This window comes from Streptomyces sp. NPDC015346, from assembly GCF_043078785.1.
Taxonomy (GTDB): Bacteria; Actinomycetota; Actinomycetes; order Streptomycetales; family Streptomycetaceae; genus Streptomyces.
In genome coordinates, this window is the sequence record NZ_JBIBTW010000004.1 from 655420 (window position 1) to 668362 (window position 12943).

Below are 12943 nucleotides of genomic sequence, written 5' to 3' on the forward strand. Positions count from 1 at the left end.
GCTGTGGTGCGGTGAGCTCAGCGAGGTTCGAAGTGGAAGGAACGGATGAAGCAATCGCGAGGCTGCTCGACCGCGTAGACGATGCATTCGAAAAGGGCCTGGGTGGTCAGCTTCTCGTCCGGTGCTATTCCGTCCGGATTCGATCCGTCCCATTCCGCGAACCGCGGATCGGAGGTGGAGAAATCCGGCGGATAGAGGGAGAAGACGCGTACGCCGGAGGGCCGCAGGCGGCGCGAGAGAATGTCGGCGAAACCGGCCTGGGCGCTCTTCGCCGCCCAGAAGGCCTCGTGGGCGGCGCCCGCGGAGGCGCCCTCGGCGTCCCGGACCGCGACCATGTTGACGATGTCCGGGCGCAGCGAGCCGCGCAGCAGCGGCAGGAAGTGCTTGACCATCAGGACGGTGCCGCCCGCGGTCGACTCGATGGTCTCCACGATCTGGTCGTCGCTGGCCGCCTCCAGGTCCATGCCGTCGAGCCAGCGGGCGCCGTTGTTGACCAACAGGTCGACGCGGTCGGTGCGTTCGCCGACCCGGGCGGCGAACTCCCGGATCTCGGCCGGCCTGCTGAGGTCGCAGCCGAAGGCGTGGATACGGTCGCGGGCGGAGCCCATGACTTCGGTACGGGTGCGCTCGGCGGCCTCGACGGTGCGGGCCGAGACATACACTTCGGCGCCGAGATGTGCGAATCCGACGGCGAGTGCGCGACCGAAATAGCGGGACGCTCCGGTCACGACGACACGCAGATTCTCGAATTTCATGCTCGTCTGCTCTCCCCTGCCCGGCGGGCGAATGCGGTCGAATTCAGCGTGGCAGAGGAATCGGGGTCCAGGCCCGGTGGGAGGGGTGCGCGTTCACGCCGTTGCGTGGATACGCCAGGGCAGTTCGAGCCGGTCGAGGACGGTCGCCCGCTTGTGGTGGACGGCCACTCCGAGGCGGTCCGCGGAGACGGTGACGGGGCCGCCGGGGGTGCGCAGGGGGCCGTCGAGGGGCGGCACGACGGTCCCTTCGAGGTGCGCGGCGGCGGCGAGGGCGGCGGCTCCGGTGAGGGCGAGCCGGGGGTGCCAGCCGCCGACCGTGAGGGCGCGGACGGCGGTGCGTCCGGCCGCGTCCGCCGGGTCCGCCGGGTCCGCCACGAACGCGGCGATCTTGGGCAGGGCGGAGTGGGGCGGGTGCCCGAGCCGGCGGGCGGCCTCCGCACGCAGACCGAGCAGCCGGCGCAGGGTGACGTCCCCGGCCCGGAACAGCTCGTCGGCGGTGCGGAGGCCGACGTGCGCGGCGTCGACGAGGACGTACGGATTGCCGTACCGGACGAGGGAGACGGGGATCTTGTCGATGACGTCGACGGGCCGCCCGGTGGGGAGGATCCCGGGGGCGTCGGGGGCCCGCAGGAAGCGGAGGGTGTGGGCGACCCCGGGCTCCGGCTCCGGGTGCGGCCCCGGGTGCGGCTCCGGCTCCGGCTCGCAGCGGATGGCGTCGCCCGTCGTGACGGCGTGGACGGTGACCGGTCCCGGGGGCCCGTCGGCCACCACGCAGGCGAGCAGCGAGTGGCCGCAGCCGGTGCGGAAGTCGAAGCCGCCGTCGGGCATGGCCTGGACGAAGCGGTAGTCGAGATCGCGTCCGGGCCGGGCGGAGGGCCCGTACAGCGCGATCTTGCCGACCCGCGCGTACGGCGTCCCGGCGAGCGCCCGGCGCAGCGCCGTCAGCTCGCCGCGCAACCCCAGGGCGCCGACGGGTAGTTGGGCCCGTTGCACGACGAGCGTCGGCCCCGGTGCGTCCTCGGCCCGTACGACGGTGGCGATCACGCCCCCGCACCCCCACCCGGCCCCCGCCCCCGCGGGGTCTCAGGCCGCACAGCCCACCGGGATCCGCATGCCCTGGACCACGTCCGACCAGAGTTCGTGGACGGCGAGGCCCCACAGGGCCAGGGCGTTCTGGTGCGAGGGCCGCTCCAGGTGGCGGGTGAGGAGTTTCTGGACGCGGTCGGCGCGGACCTTGCCGCCGAGGACGAGCCGGGCCGGCGAGAGGAGGTCGCGGACCGTGTCGAGCAGCGGGCCGCCCGGCGCCAGCATGGCCGCGATCGGCAGGGTGAACGGCTGCTTGGGACGGTTCAGGACCGACGTCGGCAGCAGCTCGCGCCCGGCCTCGTACAGCGCCCGCTTGCCCCGCCGGGCGGACGGCGGCAGCGAGCGCGCGTACGCCACCACACCGGGCTGGCAGAACGGCATCCGCGCCTCGACCGCCCACGCCATCGACAGATGGTCCACGCGCCGCAGGTGGTAGGCGGGCAGCCGCCACCGTGTCTCGAACGCGGTCATCGCCGTCAGCCGGTCGGCCCCCACGGCCTCCGCCGAGCGCAGCTCCTGTTCGATCCGGTCGGCCGCCGAGCCCTCGTCGGCGAGGTACGCGCGGTACGCCGGGGTGTAGAGGTGCTCGCGCAGCATCCGGGGGGCCGCCGACAGCGCGTCCGCGTACGCCCCCGCCCAGTCCGCGCCCGCCGGCGCGTCGAGCGCGGCGCGCATCCGCTCGTACCCGCCGAAGAGCTCGTCGGCGCCGTCCCCCGCCAGCGCGACCGTGAAGCCCGCCTGCCGTACGGCGCGGAAGAGGGCGTACGTGGAGAGGGCGATGGGGTCGGCGTTGGGCTGGCCGAGATGGCGGACCGTACGGGTCAGCAGCGAGCCGAGCTCGTCGGGGTCGAGCGCGACCTCGTGGTGGACGGTCCGGGCGCGGCGGGCGACGGCGCGGGCGTACGCGGCCTCGGAGTCGGGCCACTTGCCGCGGTAGGTGAGGTGGAAGGTGTGCGGCGGCGGCGCGTCGCTCTCGCGGGCGTACTCGGCGACGAGCGCGGTGACGAGCCCGGAGTCGAGACCGCCGCTGGTGATCGCGCAGACGGGCATCTCGGAGCGGGCGAGCCGCCGCACCTCGTGCCGCAGCACGTCCTGCGCGTCGCCGACCGGCGCGGAGGCTTCAGCGGGGTGATGCGGGGGCCTGCGCCGGACGACCGGCCGGCAGCCGGGCCGTACGACGGCGGTGGCACCGGGCGGCAGCACGTCGATGCCGTCGAGCGCGGTGTGGGTGGAGAAGGAGGTACGGGTGGCGAGGACGGTGTCCAGGGAGTCCTCGCGGGGGGAGATCCGTACGCTGTCGAAGGCGAGGAGCGCGGGGATCTCGGAGGCGAAGCGGGTGGAGCCGTCGGACGGGTCGTGGTGGACGTGGACCGGCTTCATGCCCATGTCGTCGACGGCGAGGACCAGTTGGGGGCCGGCGGGTCCGCCGGTCCTGAGGTCGAGGATCGCGACGGCGAACATGCCGTCGAGGTGCTCGGCGAAGGCGGGGCCGTACTCCGCGTAGAGCGCGGGCAGCACCGTGCCGTCGCAGCGGTCGGGGAAGCGGTGGCCGCGGGCGGCGAGGTGCCGGCGCAGCTCGGTGTGGTTGTAGATCTCGCCGTTGAGGACGGCGAGGACGCCGGGCAGGTGCGGCAGCCGGTAGGGCTGCTGTCCGCCGCACGGGTCGGTGACGGCGAGCCGGTCGCAGCCCAGGGACCAGCCGGCCCCGCTGAGCACCTGGTGCTCGTCGGGGCCGCCGTGTCGCTGGCGGGCCGACACCGCCGAGAGTTCGGCCGGCTCGGGGCGGGCCGCCCCGGCGGCGAAGGAGCCGAAAATCCTGCACATTGCCGGTCGCCTCCGGTTCGTCTGCGACCACCACGTCCCCGGGCGGCCGCCTATCTCATGTCGCTCCCAGTGATTTGAATCTACCAAGTTTTTGAATGGCGCGTAAGTGCCATGTCCAGTTCACGCCACGACATGGCCTTGCGACGCCCCCGGCCCGCCAACAGGCTGACCTCATGGAGGAATTGGCGACCGACCTCAGAGACCGCAGCGCCCCGGCATCCCTGCTGGTGGTGGCCGCGCACCCGGACGACATCGAGTTCTGCGTCAGCGGCACGGTCATGCAGTGGATCGAACGCGGCACCCGCGTCACGTACTGCATCGTCACGGACGGCGGCGCCGGCGGTTACGACGACCGGCTCCCGCGCCAGGCGATGGCGGACCTGCGCCGCGCCGAGCAGGTCCACTCGGCCAAGCTCAGCGGCGTCGCGGACGTCCGCTTCCTCGGCTACCCGGACAGCTTCGTGGAACCGAGCGTCGAGCTCCGCCGCGACCTGTGCCGCGTGATCCGCGAGGTGCGCCCGCAGCGGGCGATCATCCCCTCGCCCGAGATCAACTGGGCCCGCGTCGCCGACCTCCACCCCGACCACCGCGCGGTCGGCGACGCCTGCCTGCGCGCGATCTACCCGGAGGCCCGCAACCCCTTCGCCCACCCCTCGCTGCTCAAGGAGGAGGGCCTGGAGCCGTGGATCGTCCACGAGCTGTGGCTGATGACGGGCCCGACGCCCAATCAGTACGTCGACGTCACCGGCGTCTTCGACCGCAAGGTCGAGGCCCTGCGGATCCACACCTCGCAGACGGCCCACTTCGACGACCTGGCGGGGCTGCTACGGGAGTGGCTGAGCGAGCACGCGACGGCGGGGGGCCTGCCGCCGGGCCGGATGGCGGAGGCGTTCCAGATCGTGCACATCGACTGACCGCGGGAAAGCCCTAGGGCGTACGGCTGATCCACCGCTGGAGCGCGATGTGGGTGGTGTCGTCCAGCGCGCACAGCGCCTCGATGGCGGCGAGATCGCCCGGCAGCGGCGCGATGCCCGCCGTGGTGAGGGCGGCGTGCAGCTCCAGTCGGCGGCGGTCCGCCGGCTCCAGGGGGACGGACAGCCGGCTGGCGGGGTCGGGAGCGGGGGCCGGGGCGGGAAGCTCGTAGTCGCCGGACACCAGGACGCCGGGGTACCGGTAGGCGTCGAACTCCGTCAGCGAGGTCGTGGCCGTGGGGAAAGCCTGCAGACCATTCATGAGTGCCTCCTCAGTTGTGGTGCGACTGGGAAGGAAGAGCGCGCGGAGGTGCGTGGCAGTTCCGGTCCGCGCCGCACACCACCCGAATGTCCCCAACGGCATCTCGTCACACAGGTGATGAACCGACACCGAAAGGCCGGTGCCCTCGGGGGGCACCGGCCTTTTGGCATGGGGTCACCGGCAGGGGGTCACCGGCAGGGGGTCACGGGCCGCAGATGCGCTGCGCCTGGGACGCCGTCCTGTCGCGGTCGGCCTTCGCGTCGGCCACGGCCTGTCGCTCGGCGGCACCAGGGTGCCCGCCTTCGGCGATGCGTTCCTTGTACCACTTCACCCAGGACTCGAAGTCCTTCTGCGTCTTCTCGGCGACCGCTATCGCCTTGGCGCAGTCGGCCGACACGCCAGGTGGCGTGGCGTGAACCCCTGAGGGGAAAGCGAGGACCAAGGCGGTACCGGCTGCGCCGGCGAGCAAGCGAAGAGACACCATGCGACACCTCCGGAGGTAAGGGTGCTCACGAGGGGCTCGGGTCCCGGCGACGTGGATCTGGTCGCGCTGCGGGCCTATTGGCCGGACGCCCCACGATCACGGACGCACTGACACCACCATCACCCACCCGGGCCTGTCCTGCCACTCGGACAGCCCCGCCATGCGTCGCGTCGGCTTCCCCGATCAGCCGAGCAGCCGATCAGCCGATCACCGCGTCGACCTCGACCTCGACGAGCCAGTCGGGGTCGATGAAGCGAGAGACCTCGACGAACGTGGTGACGGGCCGGACGGCGGCGAAGCGTTCGCCGTGCGCCCGTGCGGCTTCCTTCCACAGCGTGATGTCGGTCAGCATGACGCGCGTCCGCGTCACGTCCGCGACCGAGGCCCCCGCGTCCCGCAGCGCCTGCTCGGCGATGTCCAGACAGCGCACGGTCTGCGCGTGGACATCGCCGGGCCCGACGGTGGAGCCGTCCTCCCCGATGGGCGCGGTCCCCGCGACGGCGACGTGCCGCCCCACTCGCACCGCGCGGGAGAAACCGATCTGCGGCTCCAGTGGGGATCCTGAACTGACGGTCTGTCGGGTGTCATCCATCCCGCCATGGTGCCATCCGCACCACTCTGATCGCGTTCACCCCAACAGCTCGCACCACACCGTCTTGCTGCCCGGCCCCGGCCCCGCCTCCACGCCCCACCGCACCGACACGGCGTCCAGCAGCGCCAGGCCCCGCCCCGACTCGTCGCCACCCGTCGCGTCCCGGAGTACCGGCCAGACCCTCGGGTCCGGGTCGGTCACCTCGACGCGGGTGCGGCCGTCGGCGGTCGCGCGTACGTGGAGGGTGACCGGGGTCCCCTCCCCCACGTGCGTGATGACGTTGGCGAGCAACTCGCTGACACAGAGCTGAAGATCGGCGCACCCTTCACCCCCGTACCGCTCCCGCAGCACATGCCGCAGCTCCGGCACCGCTTTCGGCAGGGCCAGCAGCTCCAGCCGGAGCGACGGCGGGGTCATCCCTCGGCCGCCTGACGACGCAGGACGGCGGCGAGCAGTGTGATGCCGTGGGCCGCGAGCGCGGCGCGCAGGGCGTCGATGTCGGGGCGGATGTCGTCATCCATGAGGGACCACCTTTGGTTGCGTGCTGTGACGAACAGGTCACACGCTGCCGCGCCGGGCCCTACGGTGGAAGCGTTTCCCGCTCCACAGCGCAAGGTGCGAAAGGCGGTCAACCGTGGCTGCACGCAAGGAGATCGACGGCTCGGCGAGCGTCCCCCAGTTCTACGGAAAGGAGCTCCGCTTCAAGAGGGACCAGGCGGGCCTCACGCTGGAGGGCCTGGTCGAGGGCAGCTTCTACGGAGCGACCTATCTGAGCGAGATCGAACACGGCAAGCGCCGGATGCCCCTCGATCTGGCCCAGCACGTGGACCGCGTCCTGGGGACGGACGGCTTCTTCCAGCGCCGTTGCGAGGACGTCCGCAAGGCGAGGCGGAAGGGCCATGCCCCGTACTTCGAGCGTGTACTGGAGGCGGAGAAGTACGCCCGGTCAATCGAGCAGTGGTCACCGACCGTGTTCCCGGGCCTTCTGCAGACGGGCCCGTACATGCGGGCGCTGTTCCGCGGCGAATGGACACAGGGACTTCCCGAGGAGATCGACGAGAAGATCAACGGCCGTCTGGCCCGGGCCCAGCTCTTCGAGGCGAACCACAAGACCCCGGAGTACTGGGTCATCCTGCATGAGTCCCTGCTGCGGCTACCGATCCTGCCGCCACAGCAAATGACCGCGCAGCTCGACCACATCGCCGCCCTCATCAAGCGGAGCCGGATCTTTACGCAGATCCTTCCGTGGAACTCCGGCGCGCACGCCTTCATGCTGGGCAACGCGATAATCCTGGACTTCGCCGACGCGCCGCCGCTCGTCTACATGGAGGGTCAGCACCACGGAAACACGATCGACGATCCGGCCCTCGTGAAGCAGTATCGGAGGTCGTACGATCTCTTGAGGGCCGCCGCTTTGCCGCCGGAGGCGTCCCTCGCCATGATCGAGGAAGCGGCAGAGGGATACCGAAATGGTGCGCAGCCAGATCGACTTGAGCGCCGCCACCTGGCGTAGGAGCAGCTACAGCAACACGTCCGGCGGCGACTGCCTCGAAGTCGCCGACGGGCACCCCGATCTCGTCCCCGTCCGGGACTCCAAGCGCCCCCACGGCCCCGTCCTCCTCCTCCCCGCCGCCGCCTGGACCCCCTTCGTCGACGCCGTCAAGGCTTCGGCGTCGTAGCGGCCGCCGTAGCCGAACCGGCGCGTCAGTCCGTGCCCGTTAGCACTCCGAGGCGCCTGCGGTTCATGGCGCCCGACCCTGCGTCCCGGCACCGGGCGCCTCAGTACGATCGCGGCGTGGAGGCCTCATGTCCAAGACCCTGGTCGACATCGACGACGACATGCTCGCCCTCGCCCAGCGGCAGCTCGGGACCAAGACGAAGCGCGACACCATCACCCGAGCACTGACCGTAGCGGCGGCGATCAGTTCGGATGACCGCGCAAGGGCGCTGCGCTGGCTCCAGGGCAACGCCGAGAACTTCCTCGACTTCGAGGTCCTGGAGGAACGGGAGCGGTCAGGGCTGTGAACTACCTCGCCGACACCTCAGCGGTCCGGCGGCTCCTCCGACGCCATATCGGCGATCCACGGCCCGGGCGGGTGGCGCGCGGACAGGTGCCGCCGACCGCACCAGCCGCTACACCACCAAGTGCACCGCGAGGCCCGTGATCAGCGCGCTCGACGTCAGGGCTGTCACCAGGCGGCCCTTCGGGCCCGTCAGGCTCCTGCCGAGCAGGGCGCCGCCGGTGGTCAGGAGGAGTTGCCAGCTCGCGGAGGCGACAAGGGCTGCCAGGACGAAGGCCGTTCGGTCCAGGGGGGTCGACGGGCCCTCGGGGCCCGTCGCCAGGATCAGGGCCGCGAAGTAGATCACGGTCATCGGGTTCAGGACCGTGATGCCGAGGAAGGTCAGGTAGGCGCGCAGGGGGGTGAGAGGGCTCTCGTCGCTCGCCCTCCCCGCGAGCGTCCGCGCTCGGTACGCACGGAGCGCCGTCCACGCGGCGCGGGCCGCCAGGGCCACCAGGACGCACGCCGACGCCCAGCGCAGCGGGACCATCACCGGGGCGAGCAGCGGGACGAGCGCCGAGCCGCCGAGGACCGCGAGCAGGGCGTAGAGACCGTCCGCCGTCGCGACACCGAGCGCCGCGCCCGCTCCCGTACGCCAGCCGGTGCGTGCCGTGACCGCCACCAGATAGGCGCCGACCGCGCCGACCGGGATCGCGATGCCGTAGCCGGCCAGCAGGCCGGCCACCACCGCGGCGGTCACGCTACGGACGGGATCGCGCCTCCGGTGGGGCCGAGCTGCTGCTGTCGGCGGTAGGAGGCGCCGTCGGCCGTACGGGACAGGAAGCCGCCGGTCACCAGATAGCGGCGCAGGGCCGGGAAGTCCTCGTGGACGGTGAGCAGCGCTTCGTTGACCTCGCGCTCGCTGTAGGAGCGGCCCGGGGCGAAGAGCGTCTCGGCCAGGTGGTCGAGGAGCTGCTCACGGCGCGGGGCCTTGCGCGGGATCGCCGTCAGGCGCCCGTCCGCGGAGAAGAGGTCCGCCACCGGGCGGGGCAGGGAAGGCGAGGGGGAAGGGGAAGGGGAAGTCATGCGGGGAAGCCTGGCGCGGGGCGCCCCGCCCCGGCAAAGGGTTTTCCCCTCCCCATGAGCCCCTACTGGCCCAGCCGGTACCTGATCTTCTTCACCAGCTCCCGCACGTCCGGCCGCCGCAGCAGGCTGTAGTGGTCCGCGTCCAGCTCCACCACCGTCGGCGGGCGGGCCGACCAGCCCTCCGCCGTCTCCAGGAAGGAGTAGTCGTCGCCCCGCGCCTTGAAGATCGTCACCGGGCAGCCCACCCGCCGTTCCGTCAGCTCGCGGAAGGTGTACGTGAACTCGAAGGTCCGCTCCACGATCGCGACGATCCGCCCGATCAGCTCCGGGTCGAGGGAGGGGAAGCGCTCCGCGACGTACGCCGTGAAGGACTCCCGGTCCGCGACCCCGGGCAGCTCCTCCAGCGCGCCCGCGAAGACCGAGTACAGGATCGTCACGAACGCGGGATTCGCGTACGACGCGCCGCCCGCCGCCGACTCCGAGCGCACCTTCGGCGAGCCCGGCGCGATGAGGAAGAGGTGCTCGACCTGCTCCCCCGCGGCCTCCAGCAGATGCGCCGACTCGAAGGCCACCCGCGCGCCGAAGGAGTACCCCCACAGCGTGTACGGACCCGTCGGCTGCCGGCGCCGGATCGCCGCCACGTCGGCCGCCGCCATCTCACGGATCGTCGCGTACGGCGTCTCGCCCCGGTTGACGCCGTGGGCCTGCACCCCGTAGAAGGGCCGGTCGATGCCGACCTCCTCGGCCAGCACCCGCAGGTTCATCGTGTAGCCGCCGAGCCCCGGCCAGCAGTGGACCGGCGACCGCGCGCCCTCCGCGTGCAGGCGGACGAGTCGTGACGCAGGGGTCGCGGCCGCACCGTCCACCCGGTGGGCGAGCTTCTCGATCGTCGGGCACTCGAAGAGGATCTGGAGCGGCAGCGAGGCGCCGAACTCCCGGTTGATCCTCGTGATCAGGGCCACCGCGATGAGCGAGTTGCCGCCCGCCTCGAAGAAGTCGTCCTGTACGGAGACGGTCGCCGCCGGGTCCTCGGCGTCCTCGTACTTCAGCGCCGCCGCCCAGATCCCGGCCAGCCGGGTCTCCGTACGGGTCCGGGGGGCGACCCGCGGCCGGCCGTGCAGACCGGCGTTGACGACGGCCAGCTCGCCGAGCGCCTTCACGTCGACCTTGCCGTTGGCCGAGAGCGGCAGCCGGTCCAGGACCACGACCCGGTTCGGGATCATGTAGTCGGGCAGCTGCTGGGCGAGGTCGTCGCGGATCATCTCCGCCGGGCCCTTCATGTGGACCGTGTCCTCGTACATCCCCTCGCTCAGCCGCTGCTCCTCGCTGACCCTGCCGCCGACGAAGAAGTACGAGGGACCGGTCGGCAGCCCGGCCGCGTCCAGGATCGCGTCCATGCGGCGGGCGGCCGGAAGGGGGTGCCCGGACATCGAGCTGTAGCCCGAGGACATGAACCCGAGGCCGTGGTCGCCCAGTTGGAGGCGCTGGAGGGTGCGTCCGAGGTCGATGTACGCGAGCCGGGCGTCGGCGGTGCGGCTGACGACGGTGACGCCGAGGCTCGCGCGCTCGTAGACCGCCTGGTTGATGGCGATGACGTGTTTCTTCTCGACCAGGTCGGCGCAGACGGGCCACAGGACGCCGTCGCGGTACCGGTACTGGCCCGCCGGGAGGTCCGCGATCCGGCCGGGGTGCGCCTGGACGTAGAGGTCCACTTCCGGTTCGGTGCGGCTCTCCGCGTCGTACGGGACGATCTCGAAGGAGTCGCCCGAGGGCCTGATCCTGATGTCGAGTCCGTACCTCGGCAGGATCTCCTCGAAGAGGCCGACCATGTGGCCCGTCTCGATCTCCAGGACCTCGCGGATGTTGTTCTTGTAGACCGGCTCCACGGCGGAGTTCTTGCCGACGAAGCGGACCCGGAGGAAGGGCTCGCCCTCCACGTCCACGTCCCCGTCCCCGTCCGCGACCGGTTCGGTCAGATGGAGCCGGTGGTGGACGGGGTGGTAGTAGTACGTCCCCGGCTCCACGCCGGCGATCCCGCGCGTCTCCACGTACAGCTGCGTCGCGTAGAGGGCTCCGGGTGAGGCGTATCCGTACTTCGGCAGGAGCCGTTCCTCGCTGCCGAACTGCCCGAACCAGCGCAGTACGGCGCCGAGATCGGCGGCGGTGAGGGTGCCGACGGCGCGGGAGCCGATGCCCTCGGGGCGGCGGTCGAGAGCGGCGAGGATGTCCGCCGCGGTCGTCGCGCCACCTTCGTAGAAGCGGTACGTCTTACGGGCGAAGACCGTGCGGCGCACCCCCTGCGGCGGGATCCGGCCGGGCAGTTCGACCACCGGGCGGCCGGCGAGGTCGGCGGCGTCGCGGGTGCCGGCGTTGGAGAGCTGGGCCTTGACCTGGAGCTTGGACTCCTTGGACTGGTGGTGGGCGCCGTGGTCGCCCTGGTCCATCAGGGCGGCTTCCTTCGGCGAGAGCTCGACGCAGGCCACGAGGTTCTGGAAGCCGGTGCGGGGCTCGTTCTTGACGATGACGGCCGCGTTCCTCACCCAGTCGTGCTGCTCGATGGCGAGGGCGATCTCGTCCAGTTCGACGCGGAAGCCGCGGAGCTTGATCTGGTTGTCGGCGCGGCCCGCGAACTGGACGGTGCCGTCCTCGTTCCAGTGCGCGAGGTCGCCGGTGCGGTAGAGGCGTTCACCGGTCTCGGTGGTGATGAATCGTTCCGCCGTCAGTTCGGGCCGGTCCAGGTACCCCCGCGCCACCTGGACTCCACCGATGCACAGCTCGCCGTCGCGTATGTGGAAGGCCGTGTCGTACGCCGGTCTGCCGATGGGTATCGCGGCCGGTCCCTCGGCGACGGTGGCCCGGTCCACGGTGTGGGAGGAGGCGTTGATGGTGCACTCGGTGGGGCCGTACAGGTTGACGAGCTCCGCCTCGGACGGCAGCTCGGCGAGCAGCTGGACGGCGAGGTTCCGGGAGAGGATCTCGCCGCCCGAGTAGACGCGGCGGAGGGTCGTGCAGGTGGCGAACCGCTCGGTGTCGAGCAGCGCCTGGAGGAGCGTGGGGACGCACTGCAGCATCGTCACGCCATGGGCGCGTACGGCGTCGATCAGCCGCTCCGGGTCGCGGTAGACCCCGGGCGGGCCCATGGCCGCCCGGGCGCCGACGGCCGGGGCGAGGATCTCCCACTGGGCGGCGTCGAAGCTCATCGGGGTCTTCTGCAGGACGACGGCGCCGGGTCCCAGACCGTGTTCGGCGGCCATCCAGCGCATCTGGGCAACGATGGATCGGTGCTCGACCATCACGCCCTTCGGCCGGCCGGTGGAGCCGGAGGTGTAGATGACGTACGCCAGCTGTCGTTCGTCCCACCCGGCGCCGTCGACCGGGGCTCCGAGGGCGGTCTCTTCGTCGCCGGGCGTGGCCGTGCGCCAGGCGTGCCGGACGGCGTCCTCGAGGGTGACGACGGTGGTGCCCGGCGGCGCGAGTTCGGTGACGCGGTCGCGGAAGCGCTCCTGGGTGAAGACGATCCGGGCGCCGCTGTCCTCGATCATGTAGCGCAGGCGCTCCTCGGGGTACTCCGGGGAGAGCGGGACGTACGCCCCGCCGGAGTGGACGACACCCCAGGCGCCGATCACCAGCTCGAGCGAGGGTTCGACGTGGACGCCGACGCTGTCGTCGGCGGTGACGCCGAGGGCGCGGAGGTGGGTGGCGAGGACGGTCGCGCCCTCGTGCAGCTCGCGGAAGGTGAGCGTCTCGTCCCCGTACACGACGGCGGTGTCGTCGGGGCGTTCGGCCACCTGGACCCGGAGCAACCGGTCGAGGGTTCTCTGCATGACAGTGCCCTTCGTGACTGTGCGCTTCATGCGCTTCATGCGCTTCATGCGCTTCATGC

Annotated in this window: 14 protein-coding genes; 4 read left to right on the top strand and 10 right to left on the bottom strand. The window is 71.8% G+C overall.

Features of this window, described 5'->3' with window-relative positions; genetic code table 11:
* Positions 1–17 precede the first annotated feature (17 nt).
* The 3 genes from ACF06X_RS18120 to asnB form a co-directional block, all read right to left on the bottom strand.
* Entirely contained in the window at positions 18–755 is a 738-nt protein-coding gene (locus ACF06X_RS18120) for an SDR family oxidoreductase (RefSeq protein WP_392288241.1), read from the bottom strand.
* A 93-nt stretch (positions 756–848) separates the two neighbouring features.
* Positions 849–1799: a PrpF domain-containing protein gene (locus tag ACF06X_RS18125; RefSeq protein WP_392288242.1), complete on the bottom strand. Its 951-nt coding sequence runs from the start codon at positions 1797–1799 to the stop codon at positions 849–851.
* Between the two features lie 39 nt (positions 1800–1838).
* Positions 1839–3665 carry an asparagine synthase (glutamine-hydrolyzing) gene (gene asnB, locus ACF06X_RS18130; RefSeq protein WP_392288243.1) on the bottom strand — a complete coding sequence of 609 codons (1827 nt, stop codon included), beginning with the start codon at positions 3663–3665 and terminating at the stop codon, positions 1839–1841.
* A 173-nt stretch (positions 3666–3838) separates the two neighbouring features.
* On the opposite strand from asnB, the gene ACF06X_RS18135 reads away from it, so the two are divergent.
* Entirely contained in the window at positions 3839–4579 is a 741-nt protein-coding gene (locus tag ACF06X_RS18135; protein ID WP_392288244.1) for a PIG-L deacetylase family protein, read from the top strand.
* Positions 4580–4592: 13 nt separating this feature from the next.
* Here the strand turns inward: ACF06X_RS18135 and ACF06X_RS18140 are convergent, their stop codons facing one another.
* The 4 genes from ACF06X_RS18140 to ACF06X_RS18155 form a co-directional block, all read right to left on the bottom strand.
* Positions 4593–4898, bottom strand: a complete 306-nt coding sequence (locus ACF06X_RS18140; protein ID WP_392288245.1) for a hypothetical protein — start codon at positions 4896–4898, stop codon at positions 4593–4595.
* Between the two features lie 202 nt (positions 4899–5100).
* The gene (locus ACF06X_RS18145; protein WP_392288246.1) at positions 5101–5295 is read right to left on the bottom strand and encodes a hypothetical protein; all 195 of its coding nucleotides are present in this window, start codon (positions 5293–5295) and stop codon (positions 5101–5103) included.
* 286 nt (positions 5296–5581) lie between these two features.
* Entirely contained in the window at positions 5582–5974 is a 393-nt protein-coding gene (locus tag ACF06X_RS18150; protein ID WP_392288247.1) for a RidA family protein, read from the bottom strand.
* Between the two features lie 36 nt (positions 5975–6010).
* The gene (locus tag ACF06X_RS18155) at positions 6011–6391 is read right to left on the bottom strand and encodes an ATP-binding protein (protein WP_392288248.1); all 381 of its coding nucleotides are present in this window, start codon (positions 6389–6391) and stop codon (positions 6011–6013) included.
* 217 nt (positions 6392–6608) lie between these two features.
* On the opposite strand from ACF06X_RS18155, the gene ACF06X_RS18160 reads away from it, so the two are divergent.
* The 3 genes from ACF06X_RS18160 to ACF06X_RS18170 all read left to right on the top strand — a co-directional run bounded on the left by ACF06X_RS18160 (position 6609) and on the right by ACF06X_RS18170 (position 7999).
* On the top strand, positions 6609–7487 hold the full coding sequence (locus tag ACF06X_RS18160; protein WP_392288249.1) for a helix-turn-helix domain-containing protein: 879 nt from the start codon (positions 6609–6611) through the stop codon (positions 7485–7487).
* A complete protein-coding gene (locus ACF06X_RS18165) occupies positions 7444–7653 on the top strand; it encodes a DUF397 domain-containing protein (protein ID WP_392288250.1) in 210 nt (69 codons plus the stop codon). The genes ACF06X_RS18160 and ACF06X_RS18165 overlap by 44 nt, the downstream gene beginning before the upstream one ends.
* A 127-nt stretch (positions 7654–7780) precedes the next feature.
* Positions 7781–7999: a type II toxin-antitoxin system VapB family antitoxin gene (locus ACF06X_RS18170; RefSeq protein WP_392288251.1), complete on the top strand. Its 219-nt coding sequence runs from the start codon at positions 7781–7783 to the stop codon at positions 7997–7999.
* 108 nt (positions 8000–8107) lie between these two features.
* Here the strand turns inward: ACF06X_RS18170 and ACF06X_RS18175 are convergent, their stop codons facing one another.
* From ACF06X_RS18175 to ACF06X_RS18185, 3 genes are all read right to left on the bottom strand, one after another.
* Entirely contained in the window at positions 8108–8734 is a 627-nt protein-coding gene (locus tag ACF06X_RS18175) for a LysE family transporter (RefSeq protein ID WP_392288252.1), read from the bottom strand.
* Positions 8731–9060: a DUF2087 domain-containing protein gene (locus tag ACF06X_RS18180; RefSeq protein ID WP_392288253.1), complete on the bottom strand. Its 330-nt coding sequence runs from the start codon at positions 9058–9060 to the stop codon at positions 8731–8733. The genes ACF06X_RS18175 and ACF06X_RS18180 overlap by 4 nt, the downstream gene beginning before the upstream one ends.
* Positions 9061–9122: 62 nt before the next feature.
* Positions 9123–12884: an amino acid adenylation domain-containing protein gene (locus ACF06X_RS18185; RefSeq protein WP_392288254.1), complete on the bottom strand. Its 3762-nt coding sequence runs from the start codon at positions 12882–12884 to the stop codon at positions 9123–9125.
* Positions 12885–12943 lie beyond the last annotated feature (59 nt).

Bases quoted from the DNA above. Each gene is read 5' to 3' on its own strand.
- ACF06X_RS18120 (WP_392288241.1), bottom strand. From the start codon at position 755: ATGAAATTCGAGAATCTGCGTGTCGTCGTGACCGGAGCGTCCCGCTAT.
- asnB (WP_392288243.1), bottom strand. From the start codon at position 3,665: ATGTGCAGGATTTTCGGCTCCTTCGCCGCCGGGGCGGCCCGCCCCGAG.
- ACF06X_RS18135 (WP_392288244.1), top strand. From the start codon at position 3,839: ATGGAGGAATTGGCGACCGACCTCAGAGACCGCAGCGCCCCGGCATCC.
- ACF06X_RS18140 (WP_392288245.1), bottom strand. From the start codon at position 4,898: ATGAATGGTCTGCAGGCTTTCCCCACGGCCACGACCTCGCTGACGGAG.
- ACF06X_RS18150 (WP_392288247.1), bottom strand. From the start codon at position 5,974: ATGGATGACACCCGACAGACCGTCAGTTCAGGATCCCCACTGGAGCCG.
- ACF06X_RS18155 (WP_392288248.1), bottom strand. From the start codon at position 6,391: ATGACCCCGCCGTCGCTCCGGCTGGAGCTGCTGGCCCTGCCGAAAGCG.
- ACF06X_RS18165 (WP_392288250.1), top strand. From the start codon at position 7,444: ATGGTGCGCAGCCAGATCGACTTGAGCGCCGCCACCTGGCGTAGGAGC.
- ACF06X_RS18170 (WP_392288251.1), top strand. From the start codon at position 7,781: ATGTCCAAGACCCTGGTCGACATCGACGACGACATGCTCGCCCTCGCC.
- ACF06X_RS18180 (WP_392288253.1), bottom strand. From the start codon at position 9,060: ATGACTTCCCCTTCCCCTTCCCCCTCGCCTTCCCTGCCCCGCCCGGTG.
- ACF06X_RS18185 (WP_392288254.1), bottom strand. From the start codon at position 12,884: ATGCAGAGAACCCTCGACCGGTTGCTCCGGGTCCAGGTGGCCGAACGC.